12 protein-coding genes are annotated in these 20,434 nt (G+C 38.2%); 8 read left to right on the plus strand and 4 right to left on the minus strand.

Translation table 11 applies throughout. From position 1 onward, the window contains the following. Nucleotides 1-164 precede the first annotated feature (164 nt). From F1003_RS04705 to F1003_RS04735, 7 genes are all read left to right on the plus strand, one after another. Nucleotides 165-4,397, plus strand: a complete 4,233-nt coding sequence (locus F1003_RS04705; protein WP_155088066.1) for a DUF8693 domain-containing protein — start codon at nucleotides 165-167, stop codon at nucleotides 4,395-4,397. 368 nt (nucleotides 4,398-4,765) lie between these two features. Beyond that, a complete protein-coding gene (locus F1003_RS04710; protein ID WP_155088067.1) occupies nucleotides 4,766-5,560 on the plus strand; it encodes a T9SS type A sorting domain-containing protein in 795 nt (264 codons plus the stop codon). Nucleotides 5,561-5,895: 335 nt separating this feature from the next. Next, on the plus strand, nucleotides 5,896-10,173 hold the full coding sequence (locus F1003_RS04715) for a DUF8693 domain-containing protein (protein ID WP_155088068.1): 4,278 nt from the start codon (nucleotides 5,896-5,898) through the stop codon (nucleotides 10,171-10,173). Between the two features lie 131 nt (nucleotides 10,174-10,304). Next, on the plus strand, nucleotides 10,305-13,709 hold the full coding sequence (gene ileS, locus F1003_RS04720; protein ID WP_155088069.1) for an isoleucine--tRNA ligase: 3,405 nt from the start codon (nucleotides 10,305-10,307) through the stop codon (nucleotides 13,707-13,709). Nucleotides 13,710-13,713: 4 nt separating this feature from the next. After that, entirely contained in the window at nucleotides 13,714-14,097 is a 384-nt protein-coding gene (locus F1003_RS04725) for a TraR/DksA family transcriptional regulator (RefSeq protein WP_155088070.1), read from the plus strand. 83 nt (nucleotides 14,098-14,180) lie between these two features. After that, nucleotides 14,181-14,801, plus strand: a complete 621-nt coding sequence (locus tag F1003_RS04730; RefSeq protein ID WP_155088071.1) for a DUF4097 family beta strand repeat-containing protein — start codon at nucleotides 14,181-14,183, stop codon at nucleotides 14,799-14,801. A 27-nt stretch (nucleotides 14,802-14,828) separates the two neighbouring features. Beyond that, a complete protein-coding gene (locus F1003_RS04735) occupies nucleotides 14,829-15,494 on the plus strand; it encodes a lipoprotein signal peptidase (protein ID WP_155088072.1) in 666 nt (221 codons plus the stop codon). On the opposite strand, the gene F1003_RS04740 is transcribed toward F1003_RS04735, so the two are convergent. The 4 genes from F1003_RS04740 to F1003_RS04755 all read right to left on the minus strand — a co-directional run bounded on the left by F1003_RS04740 (nucleotide 15,448) and on the right by F1003_RS04755 (nucleotide 18,351). Then, nucleotides 15,448-16,011, minus strand: coding sequence for a 5-formyltetrahydrofolate cyclo-ligase (locus F1003_RS04740; RefSeq protein ID WP_162306897.1), 564 nt, complete (start codon nucleotides 16,009-16,011; stop codon nucleotides 15,448-15,450). The two genes, F1003_RS04735 and F1003_RS04740, sit on opposite strands and share 47 nt — an antisense overlap. Next, a complete protein-coding gene (locus tag F1003_RS04745) occupies nucleotides 16,008-16,976 on the minus strand; it encodes a succinylglutamate desuccinylase/aspartoacylase family protein (RefSeq protein ID WP_155088073.1) in 969 nt (322 codons plus the stop codon). The genes F1003_RS04740 and F1003_RS04745 overlap by 4 nt, the downstream gene beginning before the upstream one ends. Before the next feature lie 84 nt (nucleotides 16,977-17,060). Continuing rightward, the gene (gene rimK / locus F1003_RS04750) at nucleotides 17,061-17,936 is read right to left on the minus strand and encodes a 30S ribosomal protein S6--L-glutamate ligase (protein WP_155088074.1); all 876 of its coding nucleotides are present in this window, start codon (nucleotides 17,934-17,936) and stop codon (nucleotides 17,061-17,063) included. Further along, nucleotides 17,911-18,351, minus strand: a complete 441-nt coding sequence (locus F1003_RS04755; protein WP_155088075.1) for an ATP-dependent zinc protease family protein — start codon at nucleotides 18,349-18,351, stop codon at nucleotides 17,911-17,913. The genes rimK and F1003_RS04755 overlap by 26 nt, the downstream gene beginning before the upstream one ends. Nucleotides 18,352-18,574: 223 nt before the next feature. On the opposite strand from F1003_RS04755, the gene uvrC reads away from it, so the two are divergent. Next, the gene (gene uvrC, locus F1003_RS04760; RefSeq protein ID WP_155088076.1) at nucleotides 18,575-20,368 is read left to right on the plus strand and encodes an excinuclease ABC subunit UvrC; all 1,794 of its coding nucleotides are present in this window, start codon (nucleotides 18,575-18,577) and stop codon (nucleotides 20,366-20,368) included. Nucleotides 20,369-20,434 lie beyond the last annotated feature (66 nt).

Genomic DNA, 20,434 nt, shown 5'->3' on the forward strand with positions numbered 1-20,434 from the left:
TTGCGCACTTTTTTCTAAATGACTACTATTGTACGGTATGGTGAACCTTATAATAAAGGTTTGTCGCACAATTAGTTATATCCCTCCTACTATTCATTTCCATTGAATTAAAGATTTTATCACAGTACATAATAATAGTCCCAAACTATTAATACCATTATGTTATGAAGATAAAATTACTTTTGTGCTTTCTTACTAGTTTAATGCTAAGTAGTACTTTCTATGCCCAAACTTCTAAGGTGATAGTTAAGGTAAAATGGAAAAGCGAATCCTATAACCACAAATTAGAACTCTATAATGCTGCTAATGATTTAGTGATTTCTATTTGCGATGATACCCAATGTTATTCTGGTACTCAAACAGGTGGTACGGACAAATATGTGGTCAAATATAACCTTGGATGTGTTGATGACGGAAATAACTACTATGTAAAGCTTTATGATTATGATAATGACGGTTGGTCTAGCAGTAGTGTAAATGTTAAAGTTGCTGGAGTTACAGTAATTAATAATGATGGTACTGGTGCGACTACAGCGGGTCAGAATTTATACTTTAATGTATCTGGTGGTGCTGCTGAATGTAATGCTGAACCAGATATGGATCAGGACGGAATAGCAGACTATTTAGATTATGATGATGATGGTGACGGGCTAACTGATGGTGCTGAAAATATTGGTGAAGATAGATTCGAGTGTACACTTCCACCACTCGTTTTTGAAAATGGAGCGTATGACGCTGCGGCTAGTAGTAGTTCTGAAGGTACTGTAGGTGCAGTTTACCGTTTTGGGAATGCTATTGAAGGAAAAGATGTTTTATTGGAGGTCTTAGAATTAGACAATACGACGATTAGCGATATTGATGTTGACACAATTGATAACCCTTCGTATCTCCAAACCCAACTGACAATGACTGGGACTGGTACACCTGGAGCAAGGTTTAAATTTACCATCGTAGATTCAGGAACAACCACTCCTTCTGTAGAAGTGTATAGAATAAATGGAATTTCTTGGGATGTCGATGGAGGATCAAATTATCAAGAATCGCATGTATATTATGATGTTGCGGCCTATGGAACGGAGAATCCAACTGCTTTAGAGGTCACCGATTTGGGTAGTAATAATATTCAAATTAGTGCTAATGGAGAACAAGAAGGACCAGGTTTCTCAACTTTAAAGATATTAAGAGCATATTATCAGTTTATAGGCAATTCTTTCGAAATGAGAATGCAACTTGTAAATAAAACAACCACTGGATCTAATCTGCGCCAGTTCGGAATGTCATTCACACAGTGTGAGTTTTTAGATTTTAATGCCAATTCTTTGATTATTATTACAGGTGAAGATTTTGATGGGGATGGCAAATACAACCATTTAGATTTAGACAGTGACAATGATGGTATACCAGATAACGTCGAAGCACAGACAACATTGGGGTATATTGCTCCTAGTAATAATGTTAATCAAAAAACAGGAATAGATGATAATTATGGTGAAGGCCTAAGTTCAATTGATACAGATGGAGATAATACTCCTGATGTTTTAGATTTAGATACAGATGGAGATGGCCTTCCTGACATAGAAGAAAATGGAATGGCAAATAGTATTACCACGTTTTCAGATTCTGATGACGATGGACTAGATATACTTTTTGAAGGTTCTGTAACTTATGACCCAACAGATCCAAACGATGATATTAATTCACCTGAGGCGTCGATATTACCAGACACCGATGGAGATTTATATATAGGAGGTGATTTAGACTACAGAGATGACTTGGATGTTTACCATGAATTTGCCACAATCGATTTTGATGGTTACGACGATTATCTGAGCGGCGACAGTCTTCTTGAGGGCCTGGGGGAGCTGACGATAATGGCTTGGGTAAAGATAGACCCCTCAAATTCGGGGAACACCTATGCCACGATAGCTGGCGAGGGGGATGGCTGTAGGCTCTACGTGCAGAACGGGAACAAACTGATTTTCGGCATCCGCACGGCACTGGGTTCCACTGCCGTTCAGAGCATCAACGTCGATTATGGTGAGTGGCACCATGTTGTGGGCACCTTTTCCAATATTACGGGCGAACAGATCATATACGTTGACGGGCAGGAGCGAAGAAGGTTTACCTCGAGCGGATTGATAGGTAAGACGATAGTCCCTCTGAGCTCGTGGAACGATCGATTTGAGATAGGCCGTTTATCCAGTGATGTAGTGAACCAGCAGTATTTTCCGGGAAACATAGATGAGGTTAGGGTCTTCGGCACGGCACTGAGCGATGAGCAGATACAGCAGATGGTCTACCAGGAAATAGAGTCGGAAGGTGGCAATGTAAAGGGGAAAGTCACACCGAAACAGATAAAGGACACCAAGACCCTTCAGACTGTGCCATGGTCGAGCCTTATGGGTTACTGGCCAATGACAGATATAAAGAGCAGTACCACGACGGACCACTCGGGAAATGGCAGGACCCTAAAGCTTATGAACATTAGGACGGTACAGGAACAGACCGCGCCAATGCCCTATGAGACGGGCGGCAATGGCGACTGGACAAATGAAGGGACATGGTTGCACGGCGATGTCTGGGACATTGAAGATGTACCGAGCAACAAGGACTGGGGCATTGTCCACATTAAGCATAATGTTACATCCTCAGCGTCGCACACCAACCTGGCACTGCTGATAGACTCCGATAGGACCTTGACCATGAACGGTGACAACAAGGTGGAGAACAATTGGTACCTAGAACTGAACGGCACCTTGGATCTAATGGACGATTCCCAGTTGGTTCAGACCGTTACCAGTGATTTGGTGACCTCTGCCAGCGGTAGAGTTAAGCGTCGACAAGAAGGGACCAACAACAAATATTGGTACAACTATTGGGCCTCACCGGTTGGGGGTCAAGGTGCGACAAGCTTAACGGACAACAATACGACGAACAACAACCCCAATAATTCGGGCCATAGCCTGAACATGCTCAAAAAGGCGGACGGCAGTAGCTTTCAGTTTACCGATTCCTATGACGAGACGGGCAAGATAAGCAGGTTCTGGCTGTACAAGTACCAAAACGGCGTCACCTATTATGACTATGAAGGCTTTGATGAGAACACGGCACTGCAGCCAGGTGTCGGTTACACGCAAAAGGGCACCGGTATATCAGGGTCGGAACAGCAATATCTGTTTGAGGGAAAACCAAATAACGGTACCATAGTCGTACCGGTCACGGATACTGGCGGAAGCGGTTCCGTTCCCGCGGTATCAAAAACGGACTACCTGTTGGGCAACCCATATCCATCTGCTTTGGACATCCATGAGTTCATCGATGACAATATCGGTGTCATAGACGGTACGATACAGCTTTGGCAGCAATGGAGCGGAAGCTCTCATTATCTCGATGAATATAACGGAGGCTACGCACAGGTCAACAAACTGGGCTCGGTAAGGGCATATCAGTTTGTGGGCATCGAAGGTGAGACCAATGGCAGCCAAGATGGAACAAAGACACCATCAAGGTACTTACCGGTAGGGCAAGGGTTTATGACAGAGATTGAGAACAGTGGCAATATAGTTTTTAAAAACAGCCAACGAGTGTTTATTAAAGAATCAGACGCCAACGGGTCTTATAATAATGGATCGGTGTTCTTTAGGGGCACTTCAAATTCACAAAATGTAACTGAACAGCAAAATTCAGAACCTGAAGAGGATCCAATGCAAAAAATACGTTTAGAGTTCAATTCAGTTGATGGTCCTGCCACCAGAAGAGAATTATTACTGGGCTTTAGCGAAGATACATCGGACGATTATGATTACGGATATGATTCTAAAAATGTAGAGGAATACAGCGATGACCTCAACCTTGCTCTAGAAGACGAACTGATGACCATGCAGGCCTATGGTCCAATTACTGAGGATAAGGTGGTACCGCTGGTACTAAAAACTTCGGGAAGCTATAACTATACCATAAAGGTTTCCGAAATGGAAAATATCCCTGAGGCCCAAGAGCTGTATATAAAGGATAATTTAACTGGTGAATATTTCGATTTAAGAAATGAAGAGCAACCATTTGAATTCTCATCCGAAGAAGGTGAATTTAACGACAGGTTGGAGATCGTTTTCCAGCAACAGCAAAGCGAAACGCTGTCGCAGATAGAAGAAAACATTGAAGATATTAACCTTTATTATGCCATTGGAAGAAAGAAGATCGTGGTGCTGAACCCAACCAGTGAAGACCTAAAGAGCATGGAAATAATAAACATGCTAGGACAGTCCGTTGCAAGGATCGGTACCTTCGAGGGCTCGTACAACGAGTATGGCTTGCCGCAACTGAGCGCGGGCACGTACATCGTAAACCTTACCACCGAAACGGGCGCAAGCATGACGAAGAAATTTATCGTAAAGTAAAACAGTGTTTTTAGTTAGTTAGTGGCAAAGGCCGTTCGGTAAGCATATCGAATGGCCTTTGTTGATTATGATATTATTTAAAATTAATAAGTTTAAATTATTGTAAATAGCTGAATATGAATTGTTTTTAATCGCTTTTTTTAACTGCTTATCTTTATATAAATGCTCATAAACGTTGCTTTCCTAAGTTATATCGAAAAGAACTTTAATTATTTTTTATTTCATTTTTCATCTATTAGTATTGTAATGTATTATTCTGACCCTCAGATAGTTTAATACATGATATTTCCCTCAAAGTATAATCCATTAGACCGAAGATTTCATCGTAGTACATAGTTAAATAGTATTAACCTATAAAACCATAAACTATGAAAACATTACTACTTAAAAGAGAACAGATTTTGTCTTTTATTATCTTAATCTTTTGTGCTTCCCCATTAATTAAAGCACAGAATAACTCTAATGACATTGCGGCATCTGTGCAAAGCTTTAGATTAGAATTTAATAGCGTAAATGGACCTTCGGTAACTCGATCGCTACAGCTCAGTTTTAGTGACAATACTTCAGATAATTTTGATGAAGGCTATGACACAAAGAATTTACTCTTAATGCAAGATGACCTAAACTTGTTGCAAAACGGTGAGTATTATATATCCCAGGCATACAGCCCTATAACTGAAGATAAAATTGCAAACCTTGTATTTCAGGCCTCTGGTAATTATAATTATACTATCGAGCTTACCACGATGGAAAATATGGATAACCAAAGTATTCGTTTAAGGGATAATTATACAGGTGAGATTTTTAATTTAAAAAATAGTGGAACTTACCAGTTTTCATCACAGCAAGGCTACTTCGAAGATAGGTTTGAAGTATTCTTCAAATCTGAAGAAACATTATCTCAAACGGACTTTGAAATTGAGGGTGTAGACGTAAGATATCTAAGTGTTAGTAATACAATATTAGTTTCAAACACTAATAGCTTAGATTTAAAAGGCGTAGAAATATATAATATTTCTGGCCAAAAGATTTTTAGTAATAATACTGTAAACGATGAAAATTTAATTAAATATGAACTAGGTAAAATAAATTCAGGAATTTATATTGTAAAGTTGGTAACAGAAAAAAACGGTTTATTTACTAAAAAGATTATTCTTAACTAGTGATTTTTGAATAAATATCTGATAGGTCATTCCTAATAGCGCAATTGGGGATGACCTTATTTGTTTACTTAAAATGACTGAATAATGAGTCTTATTTTTATTTACAAGTATTAATAGCGCAATCATATTATCGGGTTTTTTAAACACTTAATCGAAGAAAGTGTTCCTTTTTTTTGGTGATTTTCGTTCAAATCACTACTATTGTAGTATATAAGATAAAACCAAACCTTACAATTTATCGTATAGATAATACCCTCCCTCAAAATTACAATCCATTGAATTAGAAGTTTAGTTTATAGTACATAAATATTGTTAGCCCCAAACTATAATAGCTTATGTATAAAAGACTACTCATTTTTTCGCTATTCTCAATGATAGTGTCATTAAATGCTCAAACGAATGCTCCTAGTATTCAATCTGGAGTCACTTTTCAATGGAGTAATAATCAAACACACCAAAATCAACCAGCAACAATAGCTAGCGTTACTGTTAATGGAAACGTTTATTTTGATTTTGGAGTTCCTACTGGGTATGAAATGACACAGCTTGGGCCTAGCGGTCATGGATTTAATAATATTAGGTTAAATGGTGTTAGGATAGAAAATACTAGTGCTAGTGCTACTTGGAACTCAAATGCCTTGATTGCTTTTCAATCTTTAAACCTTAATAATTACTTTGAGTGTAACGGAAATGGAGATAACATTTGTGATGATTATACTGCAGAAACCACTACAGATTCACAAAGACAAACATTGACATATGACGGGGGAATTATTTCAAGTTCAAGTGGTGTTATTGCCATAACAGAGCGTAATGCTAATAACTGTTACCATTTAGAATTTTTTGGTATCCCAGTAGATGGTGGCCCAGAACAATCTTTAGGGGAAACTTTTGTTAACAATGCAGGAGGTACTTTTTACGGCTTTGGTGGTACAGGTAGTTCATCATCTCTTGGTACAGCTGGAGCACTAAATCCTCCACCAACAGGTTCGGATTATTGGCTCAGTGACAGGGTCATTGAAAATAGAGGAACTATAGGTATTGCAATTTTTTATCTTGATGATATCGCACCTACAGGATCATTAATAACAAAAGCAACTATAACTGCTGCAACTAATGATAATGGTGATGGAAAAATGTTTATTCTTACTCTGCCAGACTATGATAAAGATGGACGAAGTGATGTAGACGATTTAGATGACGACAATGATGGAGTAAAAGATACAGACGAATCTAATGGTATCGATCCATCTGCTGACCACGACATAGATGGTACACCTAATTACATGGATCCAAATTTTTGTATACTTAATGCCTCAGGTATTTGTGCTAATCTAGATGCAGATAGTGACGGAGTTCCTAATCATTTCGATCTAGATTCAGATAATGATGGAATTCCAGATGTTATTGAATCTGGCGGTACAGATACAGGTGTTACCTTAATTTTTGCTAGGGATGGATTAGCGGATGGAAAAGTTGGTACTACATCAACTACTGATGGTATTCCACAATCGGCAGGTACAGGGACAAACCCATTGAATACAGATGGCACAGGCAATTATGATTTTTTAGATATAGATTCTGATGATGATGGTATCCCAGATAATGTTGAGATGCAACCTACTATAGGCTATGTTTCTCCTAGTGGAGCCGGTAATGGAATTACAGATTCAAATGGGGATGGTATTGATGATAATTACGGAGTTTCCTTCCCTATAGAAGATACAGATAGTGATGGCTTATATGACTACCTTGATTTAGATTCAGATAATGATGGTCTTTTAGACATAGAAGAAAATGGAATGGCAAATAGTATTACCACATTTTCAGATTCTGATGACGATGGACTAGATAATAATTTTGAGGGGATTAATTCGATTGATGCAAATGATGTAAACGATGAAATTAACAATCCTAGTGCTTCAGTTCTACCAGATACGGATGGGGACTTAAATTCTGGTGGTGATTTAGATTATCGCGATTTGTTCAATATTAATCCTCCAGATAAGGCCACGATAGATTTCGACGGGGACGACGACTATCTGAGCGGCGACAGTCTTCTTGAGGGCCTGGGGGAGCTGACGATAATGGCTTGGGTAAAGATAGACCCCTCAAATTCGGGGAACACCTATGCCACGATAGCTGGCGAGGGGGATGGCTGTAGGCTCTACGTGCAGAACGGGAACAAACTGATTTTCGGCATCCGCACGGCACTGGGTTCCACTGCCGTTCAGAGCATCAACGTCGATTATGGTGAGTGGCACCATGTTGTGGGCACCTTTTCCAATATTACGGGCGAACAGATCATATACGTTGACGGGCAGGAGCGAAGAAGGTTTACCTCGAGCGGATTGATAGGTAAGACGATAGTCCCTCTGAGCTCGTGGAACGATCGATTTGAGATAGGCCGTTTATCCAGTGATGTAGTGAACCAGCAGTATTTTCCGGGAAACATAGATGAGGTTAGGGTCTTCGGCACGGCACTGAGCGATGAGCAGATACAGCAGATGGTCTACCAGGAAATAGAGTCGGAAGGTGGCAATGTAAAGGGGAAAGTCACACCGAAACAGATAAAGGACACCAAGACCCTTCAGACTGTGCCATGGTCGAGCCTTATGGGCTACTGGCCAATGACAGATATAAAGAGCAGTACCACGACGGACCACTCGGGAAATGGCAGGACCCTAAAGCTTATGAACATTAGGACGGTACAGGAACAGACCGCGCCAATGCCCTATGAGACGGGCGGCAATGGCGACTGGACAAATGAAGGGACATGGTTGCACGGCGATGTCTGGGACATTGAAGATGTACCGAGCAACAAGGACTGGGGCATTGTCCACATTAAGCATAATGTTACATCCTCAGCGTCGCACACCAACCTGGCACTGCTGATAGACTCCGATAGGACCTTGACCATGAACGGTGACAACAAGGTGGAGAACAATTGGTACCTAGAACTGAACGGCACCTTGGATCTAATGGACGATTCCCAGTTGGTTCAGACCGTTACCAGTGATTTGGTGACCTCTGCCAGCGGTAGAGTTAAGCGTCGACAAGAAGGGACCAACAACAAATATTGGTACAACTATTGGGCCTCACCGGTTGGGGGTCAAGGTGCGACAAGCTTAACGGACAACAATACGACGAACAACAACCCCAATAATTCGGGCCATAGCCTGAACATGCTCAAAAAGGCGGACGGCAGTAGCTTTCAGTTTACCGATTCCTATGACGAGACGGGCAAGATAAGCAGGTTCTGGCTGTACAAGTACCAAAACGGCGTCACCTATTATGACTATGAAGGCTTTGATGAGAACACGGCACTGCAGCCAGGTGTCGGTTACACGCAAAAGGGCACCGGTATATCAGGGTCGGAACAGCAATATCTGTTTGAGGGAAAACCAAATAACGGTACCATAGTCGTACCGGTCACGGATACTGGCGGAAGCGGTTCCGTTCCCGCGGTATCAAAAACGGACTACCTGTTGGGCAACCCATATCCATCTGCTTTGGACATCCATGAGTTCATCGATGACAATATCGGTGTCATAGACGGTACGATACAGCTTTGGCAGCAATGGAGCGGAAGCTCTCATTATCTCGATGAATATAACGGAGGCTACGCACAGGTCAACAAACTGGGCTCGGTAAGGGCATATCAGTTTGTGGGCATCGAAGGTGAGACCAATGGCAGCCAAGATGGAACAAAGACACCATCAAGGTACTTACCGGTAGGGCAAGGGTTTATGACAGAGATTGAGAACAGTGGCAATATAGTTTTTAAAAACAGCCAACGAGTGTTTATTAAAGAATCAGACGCCAACGGGTCTTATAATAATGGATCGGTGTTCTTTAGGGGCACTTCAAATTCACAAAATGTAACTGAACAGCAAAATTCAGAACCTGAAGAGGATCCAATGCAAAAAATACGTTTAGAGTTCAATTCAGTTGATGGTCCTGCCACCAGAAGAGAATTATTACTGGGCTTTAGCGAAGATACATCGGACGATTATGATTACGGATATGATTCTAAAAATGTAGAGGAATACAGCGATGACCTCAACCTTGCTCTAGAAGACGAACTGATGACCATGCAGGCCTATGGTCCAATTACTGAGGATAAGGTGGTACCGCTGGTACTAAAAACTTCGGGAAGCTATAACTATACCATAAAGGTTTCCGAAATGGAAAATATCCCTGAGGCCCAAGAGCTGTATATAAAGGATAATTTAACTGGTGAATATTTCGATTTAAGAAATGAAGAGCAACCATTTGAATTCTCATCCGAAGAAGGTGAATTTAACGACAGGTTGGAGATCGTTTTCCAGCAACAGCAAAGCGAAACGCTGTCGCAGATAGAAGAAAACATTGAAGATATTAACCTTTATTATGCCATTGGAAGAAAGAAGATCGTGGTGCTGAACCCAACCAGTGAAGACCTAAAGAGCATGGAAATAATAAACATGCTAGGACAGTCCGTTGCAAGGATCGGTACCTTCGAGGGCTCGTACAACGAGTATGGCTTGCCGCAACTGAGCGCGGGCACGTACATCGTAAACCTTACCACCGAAACGGGCGCAAGCATGACGAAGAAATTTATCGTAAAGTAAAACAGTGTTTTTAGTTAGTTAGTGGCAAAGGCCGTTCGGTAAGCATATCGAATGGCCTTTGTTTTTCAAGAACATCTAGACATTTTTAGCAAAAAATCCTTAATTTCGCACCTCGAAAAGAAATGCGAATAATGACTACAAAGTTCCCTGAATATAAAGGACTTAACTTGCCAAAAGTTGCAAAAGGCATTAGCGACTATTGGGAAGCTAATAATATCTTCGAAAAAAGTGTAACCACAAGAGAAGGCAAAGAACCCTATGTGTTTTTTGAAGGTCCACCTTCTGCTAATGGTTTACCAGGTGTACACCACGTTTTAGCACGCGCTATTAAGGATATCTTTCCACGTTATAAAACCATGAAGGGCTTTCAAGTAAAGCGTAAAGCTGGTTGGGATACTCATGGTTTACCAGTTGAGCTTGGTGTCGAAAAAGAATTGGGTATTACTAAAGAAGATATCGGTACAAAAATAACAGTTGAAGCGTACAACGAAGCGTGTAAAAAAGCCGTGATGCGTTATACAGACATCTGGAACGACCTCACGCAAAAAATGGGTTACTGGGTAGATATGGACGACCCATATATCACTTATAAATCCAAGTATATGGAATCTGTTTGGTGGTTACTTAAGCAGATTTACGAAAAAGATTTAATATACAAAGGCTATACGATTCAGCCATATTCGCCAAAAGCTGGTACTGGTTTAAGTTCGCATGAGTTAAATCAACCTGGAACTTACCAAGATGTAACAGATACCACAGTTGTAGCTCAGTTTAAAGCTAATACAGATTCATTACCAAACTTTTTACAAAATGAAGGTGATATATACTTTCTAGCTTGGACGACTACACCTTGGACACTACCAAGTAACACAGCATTGACAGTTGGGCCAAAGATTGATTATGTTTTAGTTGAAACCTACAATCAATATACATTCAAACCAATTAATGTGGTTTTAGCTAAAAGTTTAGTTGGAAAACAATTCGATGGTAAATACAAACAAGTTGAAACCAAGCCAGAACTAATAGAATTTAAAGAAGGAGATAAGAAAATCCCTTTTTATGTTGTAAAAGAATTCAAAGGAAAAGATTTAGTTGGGATTACCTACGAACAACTATTATCCTACGCATTACCAAACGATAACCCAGAAAATGCGTTCAGAATCATTTCAGGAGATTTTGTAACTACCGAAGACGGAACAGGCATCGTACATACTGCGCCAACCTTTGGTGCAGATGATGCTTTGGTTGCAAAGCAAGCTACGCCAGAAGTACCACCAATGTTAGTAAAAGATAACAATGGTAATTTAGTACCACTGGTAGATTTACAAGGCCGATTTAGACCAGAAATGGGAGAGTTTGCAGGTAAATATGTTAAAAACGAATATTACAGTGAAGGCGAAGCACCAGAGAAGTCAGTAGATGTAGAACTTGCCATTAAATTAAAAATAGAAAACAAAGCCTTTAAGGTTGAAAAATATAAGCACAGTTATCCAAACTGTTGGAGAACAGATAAACCAATCCTCTACTATCCTTTAGACTCTTGGTTTATTAAAGTGACAGATGTAAAGGAAAAAATGGTCTCACTAAATGATACCATAAACTGGAAACCAAAATCAACAGGAACTGGACGTTTCGGTAACTGGTTAGCTAATGCAAACGATTGGAATTTGTCACGTTCACGTTTTTGGGGAATTCCATTACCAATTTGGAGAACTGAAGATGGTAAGGAACAATTATGTGTTGGTTCAGTAGAAGAATTAAAAGCAGAAATCGCTAAAGCTGTTGAAGCAGGTGTAATGTCTGAAGATATATTCGCTGATTTTGAAGTCGGTAATATGTCTGAAGAAAACTATGAAACTGTCGATTTACATAAAAATGTAGTCGATAAAATAGTATTGGTTTCACCTTCAGGGCAACCAATGAAACGCGAAACTGATTTAATAGACGTTTGGTTCGATTCTGGTTCTATGCCTTATGCACAATGGCATTACCCATTTGAAAACAAAGATTTCATAGATAAGAAAGAAGCGTTTCCTGCAGATTTCATCGCAGAAGGTGTTGACCAAACACGTGGATGGTTCTATACATTGCACGCTATTGGGACAATGGTTTTCGATTCTGTGGCATACAAAAATGTGGTATCTAACGGTTTGGTTTTAGACAAAAACGGACAAAAGATGTCTAAGCGTTTAGGTAATGCTGTAGATCCGTTTGAAACACTTGCTAACCATGGCGCAGATGCTACGCGTTGGTATATGATAAGCAATGCCAATCCTTGGGATAACCTAAAATTTGATATTGAAGGTGTAGAAGAGGTAAAACGTAAGTTTTTTGGAACGTTGTATAACACCTATTCATTCTTTTCACTTTATACGAACCTAGACGGATTTAATTATTCAGAGGACGATATCCCAATGAATGAAAGGCCTGAGCTCGATCGTTGGATTCTTTCAGAATTAAACACATTGATTGAAAAGGTTGATGCATTTTATGCGGATTACGAGCCTACTAAGGCGGCAAGGGCCATTTCAAACTTTACTCAAGATTACCTGAGTAATTGGTATGTGCGTTTAAGTAGAAGACGTTTCTGGAAAGGTGATTACCAAACAGATAAAATTTCGGCATACCAAACGCTCTATACGTGCATGATTACTATTGCAAAACTCGGAGCTCCAATTGCACCGTTCTTTATGGACAGGTTGTATTTAGACCTTAATGCTGTAGCGCAAAAAGAGAATTTTGAAAGCGTGCATTTGGCTGAGTTCCCAAAAGCTGATAAAAGTGCTATAGATAAAGTGTTAGAACGAAAAATGGAAAATGCACAAACAATATCTTCATTAGTATTATCGTTGAGAGCTAAGGAGAAGATTAAAGTGCGTCAGCCATTGCAGAAAATTATGATTCCTATTGATAATCAACAGCAAAAGGAGGAGATTAAAGCAGTTTCTGATTTAATAAAACACGAAGTAAACATAAAAGAGATTGAGCTTTTAGAAGATGCTTCAGACATTTTGGTTAAAAAAATTAAACCAAACTTTAAAGTGTTAGGCCCTCGATTTGGAAAGGATATGAAGTTGATTTCCAACCTTATAAGTAATTTTTCGGCTGAAGACATTAAAAATATCGAGCAAAATGGTACTTTAGACGTTGAAATTAACGGAAAAAGTGTTACTTTAGAATTAGGTGATGTTGAGATTACATCCCAGGATATAGAAGGTTGGCTTGTGGCTAATGAAGGTGCATTAACAGTAGCTTTAGATGTTACAATAACCGAAGATTTACGTAAAGAAGGTATTGCACGTGAGCTCGTAAACCGTATTCAAAATTTACGTAAGGATTCTGGGTTTGAAGTCACAGATCGAATTGATGTGCAACTTCAGAATGACGAATCAGTAAAAGCTGCAATAGCTTCAAATGAGGAGTATATCAAATCAGAAACTTTAACCGAAGAATTACAAATTATGGACAAAGTAAACAATGGTATAGATATTGCTTTTGACGAGGTAAATACCAAACTGTTTATACAAAAACATTAATATTATGGCAACAGATACTACTAACAGATATTCAGATAAAGATTTAGAAGAATTCAGAGTTTTAATTCAAGAAAAAATTGATAAAGCTGAGCACGATTTAGAACTGATAAAAAGTGCTTACATGAACGATCACAACAATGGTACCGACGATACGTCGCCTACGTTTAAAGCGTTCGAAGAAGGGAGTGAGACTATGAGCAAAGAGGCAAACTCTGCTTTGGCCATACGACAAGAAAAGTTTATTCGTGATCTAAAAAACGCATTGATTAGAATTGAAAACAAAACCTATGGTGTATGTCGTGTTACCGGAAAGCTTATTAACAAGGATCGCCTAAAGCTGGTGCCTCATGCAACTTTGAGCATCGAAGCTAAAAACATGCAGAAGTAACAAATTCCTGCAACTGCAGGAATCCCATGACAAAAAAGCAGATTTGCAATTATAAATACAGACCTCACAGGTTTCTAAAACCTGTGAGGTCTTTTGTTTTAGTGTTTTGTCTTGTATTTTCTTACTGTGGTAATTCTCAAAACATACTGACAAAGTCCATAGATGCAACTGCCATTGAAACTATTTCAATACAAGGCAATCAAATTTTCAATATTTCGGTTGTAACGTCTAAAACGAATCTCATTGATATAACATCAACATTAGATGGTGAATACCAAAGTAAATATCAGATAATAACTGAAGAAAAAAACAACAAACTTACACTTCGATTAGAGTTTATGTCTTTTGAAGATATACCAGACAACAAGAGAAATGCTCATAAAGTCATTGCAGCAACTCTACATCTTAAAATCCCTGAAAACCTTAATTTAAACATTCATAGCGATATTGGCTCTGCAGATGTTACCGGAAATTTCAATATGCTTTCCATAGAGCTTTTGCAAGGGTACTGTAATGTTAATGGGTTGGCTAAGAACGGCATTATCAATACTATTGACGGTAATATTAGCGTTGTTACCAAAGATGGGAAAATTATTGCATCATCTAAAAATGGTGAGGTAGTTAAGGACAACTTTAATCCATCGCAGTCTCTGTGGAATTTGAAATCCATTAATGGAGATATAACTGTTGCCAAAAAAGAATAATAATTTACATTTGCCTAAAATCGCTTAATGTCCCTAAAGAAAGCTTTATTTATCATCATCCTCATTTTACTGATAGACCAGATCAGCAAAATTTATATCAAAACACATTTTGCGTTAAATGATGACATCACTGTCTTTTCATGGTTTAAAATCGCTTTTGTGGAAAACGATGGCATGGCATGGGGAACTAAATTGAGTGATTTTTTCACCTTTATTTCAGATAGATCAGCCAAACTTATCTTAACCTTATTTAGAATTGTAGCTGTAACTTGTATTGGGTTTTGGTTGGTAGATGTCACTAAGAAAAAAAAGTCTAAAACATTGATTTTTGCAATTTCCATAATCTTTGCAGGTGCTTTAGGGAATATTATTGACTCTGTGTTTTACGGCGTATTATTTAGCGATAGTGACATGCAGATCGCTACATTTTTACCAGAAGGAGGTGGTTATGCTGAAGTATTTCATGGTAAGGTGGTAGATATGCTGCATTTTCCCATTTGGAGTGGAGTGCTACCAGAATGGTTACCATTTTTTGGTGGAAAATACTTTTCTTTTTTTGACCCTGTTTTTAATGTTGCCGATATTGCTATTAGTACAGGTATCGGGATTTTAATTGTGTTCAATAAAAAAGCTTTTAATGACAAGCCTAAAACTGAAATACATGATTCGGAGTCACACAATAATCTAACTTAACATCATTATCTACGGCTTCAAAATTCTCCGTTTCAGTTTCAAAAAATGATAAGCCAATCTTGATGGTTTCAGGTTTACATTGTTTCAAAAATCGATCATAAAATCCTTTTCCGTAACCCACTCTGTTTCCTGTTTTGTCAAACGCTAAAAGCGGTACAAAAACTACCTCTAATTGTTCTGAAGCGATAGGGATTCCGTCAATTGGTTCGGGAATGTTATAGTTGTTTTTTTTAATTGTTGTACTATCTGTGAGGAGATAATGTGTCATCGAAAAATCCACGAAATTGCTTTTTGAAATGACGATGTTTTTATCTTTTCCTGCTAGGATATTTAAAATGTATTCGGTATTGATTTCCTTTTGTTCTTCTATGGTCAAGAAGATATGATAGAAGGATTTATCCCAAATATCTAATTTTAGCAACTGATTGGCTATAGAAAGACTATAATCTTCAACGTCATCAAGGGATAATGCCTTACGAAGTGATTTATATTTTTTTCGGAGTTCGGATTTTGTCACGATTCGGTTTTAGTGGTAATGTGAAAAATAGCATCACCTTGATAAATTATTGGTGATTCATTAACATTAAAAATATAGCCATTATTTGGTGCTTTTACAAAATGGTTAAAACTACCGTAAGGATCTGTAATATGTCCAAGAACATCTCCTTTTTTTACTTCAGAATTAATTGAAACTGAAGATTTAAACATGCCAGAATAACTAGCTCTAATCCATTTACTCTGTAATATATTTACACAAGATTTTTTTGGCTCAGACACCTTAAATTTAGAACCTAACATCCCTAAATGATGTAGCACGCGTTTAGCTCCATTAACACCTGTATTGGTGATGTGATGGTCTATATGAAAGGATTTACCGCCTTCATACAACAAAATAGGGATACCCAATTTGTGACAGGTGCTTCTGAATGATTTCTTGATGTTTTTAGTATATAATACGAATGGAGCACCAAATATTTGTGCTAATTCATTTAGACTTTTTTCCTCTTTTATAACACGAATTTGGGCAGAATTGAAACGACCAGCACCTCCTGTATGAAAATCCAAAACCAAATCTGCATGCGGTAAAATTTCGGTCACCAATTTAAAAGCTACTCTACTTGCTAAAGAACCTCCTTTTATACCAGGAAATACACGGTTTAAATCCCGGCCATCAGGGAATTCTCGATCCATGTGGATAAACCCAAAAACGTTAATGACAGGAATACATATAATCGTCCCTTTTTTAGGCTTATTGATACCCTTGGCAATAATCTGACGTACAATTTCCACACCATTTACTTCATCTCCATGAATACCAGCTGTAATTAAAACTGTAGGTCCAGGCTTTTTGGAGCGTTCAATAATCACCGGAACATCAATTGTGTTTTGGGTATGCAGTTTTGCAACATTAAAGCTAACCTTGGCACTTTCTCCTAGTCCTACTTTTTCTCCAAGAATATGTAATACTTCTTTTTTGCTCATAAAAATTAGCCCATCCTTACCTTCCTGCTTCAACTGCGCTAAGCACAGGCTTCGAAAGGGACTCTCACGCTTGGGCAAAAGAGTCTATTTTGTGTTTCTTTCAATAAAAGTAATAATAGCCCTCGCTATATTTTTTTGTGTTGCCCTTTCAATACCTTCCAAGCCTGGCGTAGAGTTGACCTCCATAATCAATGGCCCTCTTGAGGATTGTAACATATCTACTCCGCATACAGGCAACTTTAGAGCACGTGCCGCTTTTATCGCCAATTTTAATTCATCTTCAGAAAGTCTAATTAAATCAGCACTTCCTCCTCTATGTAAATTAGAACGAAATTCACCATCCTTACCTTGACGTTTCATAGCCCCAACAACTTGTCCATCTACAATCAATGCTCTTAGATCGGCTCCTTTGGCTTCGGCTATATACTCCTGTACTAACGCTCTTGCCTGTAGTCCATTAAAGGCTTCTAGAACCGATTCAGCAGCATTTTTTGTTTCTGCCAGTACCACTCCCAGACCTTGGGTGCCTTCCAGTAGTTTAATAATTACAGGTGGTCCACCAACATGCGCTAAAACTTCTTCAACATCACGAGAGTAATTGGTAAAAACTGTTTTTGGCATACCAATACCAGCTTTAGATAAACGCTGAAAACTTCTCAATTTGTCGCGAGAACGTATGATGGCATCAGAGGAAACAGTTGTAAAGACGTTCATCATTTCAAACTGACGTACAACTGCACAGCCAAAAAAGGTGACCGACGCGCCAATTCTAGGGATAATGGCATCTACATAATCTAAATATCTGTCCTTATAATAAATGGTCGGTTTTTCTTTTTCTATAATGATATCGCACTTTAAAGGGTCGATAATTTCAATTTCATGCCCTCTGTTTTCGCCTTCTTCTACGAGTCGCCTGGTAGAATATAAATGTGCATTACGCGAAAGAATTACAATGTTCATTAGTGTGCTTATAGGATTGGTTGTCTAGGTCAACATCGACCAAAAATTTTTGTTTTAGAAATTGACGGCCAATTAATACCGGAAATTTCATATCGTCTCTGGTGCTTAAAGTTAAGTTAATCTTATAGCTTTTTCCAAAGAATATAGCAGTTGTTTTAATTTTATAGCGGTTTTCCTTGTGGCCATTACTGCTCTTTACATCAGTGTAAGTGTAATTTTCAAATACCACTTCCTTACTATTAAAATTGGGATGACCTTTACTTTTAAAAGTGCAATATAGTTTGCCATTAGCCTCACTAATTTGTGAGCAATGTATGGCAGAGGTGTAAGCGCCAGTATCAATTTTTACATCGATACTTTTAAGCAGTAATTCGGGAAAGTCTATCTTATCGACACGCCCCAAAGTTTTTTTCATATGAAATAAAATTTTTAAAAAGTGGCGCAAGATAGTGATAAAGTCTATTGAATTTGCACAATTATTTTTACGAATTCTTACCTTTTTTCTGTGACTTTAAATTTTACTTTTTAAAGATTAAAAATTTAATAATCACATCAAGAACCACTTTGTTAGTCCATAAAATTGTTTCATTTGATTCTATCGAATTTTCAAATAAAAAATTTCATGTACTTTTGATTCAATGCCAAAAACTGCCTTAGATATTCAGATAAAAACCCTTCCGCACCAACCAGGTGTGTACCAATATTTTGATGCCGATGATAAATTAATTTATGTTGGTAAAGCTAAGGACATAAAAAAGCGGGTGAGCAGTTATTTTACGAAGCATCACGATTATGGTAAAACACGTGTATTGGTTAAAAATATAGCGTCGATAAAACATATTGTTGTAGAAACTGAAAATGATGCCTTACTGTTAGAGAATAATCTTATAAAAAAGTATCAGCCAAAGTATAATGTAATGCTTAAGGATGATAAATCCTACCCTTGGATTTGTATCAAGAATGAACGCTTCCCTAGGATATTCCCAACGCGTAGAGTAATTAAAGATGGATCTGAATATTTCGGGCCATACACCAGCATGAAAACCGTAAGAACGCTTTTAGACCTAATCAAAGGGTTATACCAATTACGGACTTGTAATTATGATTTATCCGAAGCTAAAATTGAAGCAGGAAAATACAAAGTTTGCTTAGAGTATCACCTCGGAAATTGCAAAGGCCCATGTGAAGGCTTAGAAACGGAGGAAGAATATCATTCTAATATCACTGCTATTAGAGAAATCTTAAAAGGGAATTTTAAGGATTCGCTACAACAGTTTAGAAAACAGATGAAGCGACACGCGGAAGCCATGCAATTTGAAGATGCCCAAAAGATTAAAGAAAAGCTAGAAATTTTAGAAAACTATCAGGCTAAATCAACAATTGTGAACCCTAAGATTAGTAATGTTGACGTGTTTTCTATTGTAAGTGATGAAACCTATGCTTTTGTTAACTTCTTACAATTAAGTTATGGTTCTATCATAAGGTCACATACACTTGAGCTGAAGAAAAAGCTTCAGGAATCAGACAAAGAACTTTTAGAGTTAGCAATTACTGAGATAAGACAACGGTTCAATTCAAATTCTAAGGAAATTTACGTACCGTTTAAGATTGACTTAGGTGAAGAGGTGAAAGTAACAGTTCCAAAGCTTGGGGACAAAAAGAGCATTGTGGATTTATCTAAACGTAATGCGATGTATTACAGAATGGATAAATTGAAGCAAATAAAAATTGTAGATCCAGATCGTCATGCCAATAGAATTATGGCACAAATGAAAGCTGATTTACGGTTGTCGGAAGAGCCAAGACATATCGAATGTTTTGATAACTCTAACATACAAGGAACAAATCCTGTGGCTGCTTGTGTAGTGTTTAAAAATGGAAAGCCGAGCAAAAAGGATTATCGTCATTTTAATATAAAAACAGTTGAAGGTCCAGATGATTTTGCTTCTATGGAAGAAGTCGTATATAGACGCTACAAAAGATTACTTGAAGAAGATCAACCATTACCACAGCTCATTATCATTGATGGTGGCAAAGGGCAATTGTCCTCGGCATTAAAAAGTTTAGATGCGCTTGGATTGCGAGGTAAAATAGCAATCATCGGAATTGCTAAACGTTTAGAAGAATTATTCTATCCAGATGATCCAATTCCATTATATTTAGACAAGAAAAGCGAAACGTTAAAAATCATACAACAATTACGTAATGAAGCACACCGTTTTGGTATAGAACACCATAGAAATAGAAGAAGTAAAAGTGCATTGACCACTGAGCTAGAAAATATTCCTGGAGTAGGCGAGCAGACCATTATAGATTTAATGAAGCGTTTTAAAACCGTAAAACGAATTGCCAATGCGAAATTGGATGAACTTGAAGCGGTAATTGGAGTAGCAAGAGCAAATAAAGTGTATAATTATTACCATAAAGAATAAATTCATTTTGAAATTATCACCCACATATAGACAAAGGATTAATAAGTTAAATCTTGTTTTTTTCTT

This window comes from Winogradskyella ouciana (assembly GCF_009709615.1).
In the GTDB taxonomy this organism is placed as follows: Bacteria; Bacteroidota; Bacteroidia; order Flavobacteriales; family Flavobacteriaceae; genus Winogradskyella; species Winogradskyella ouciana.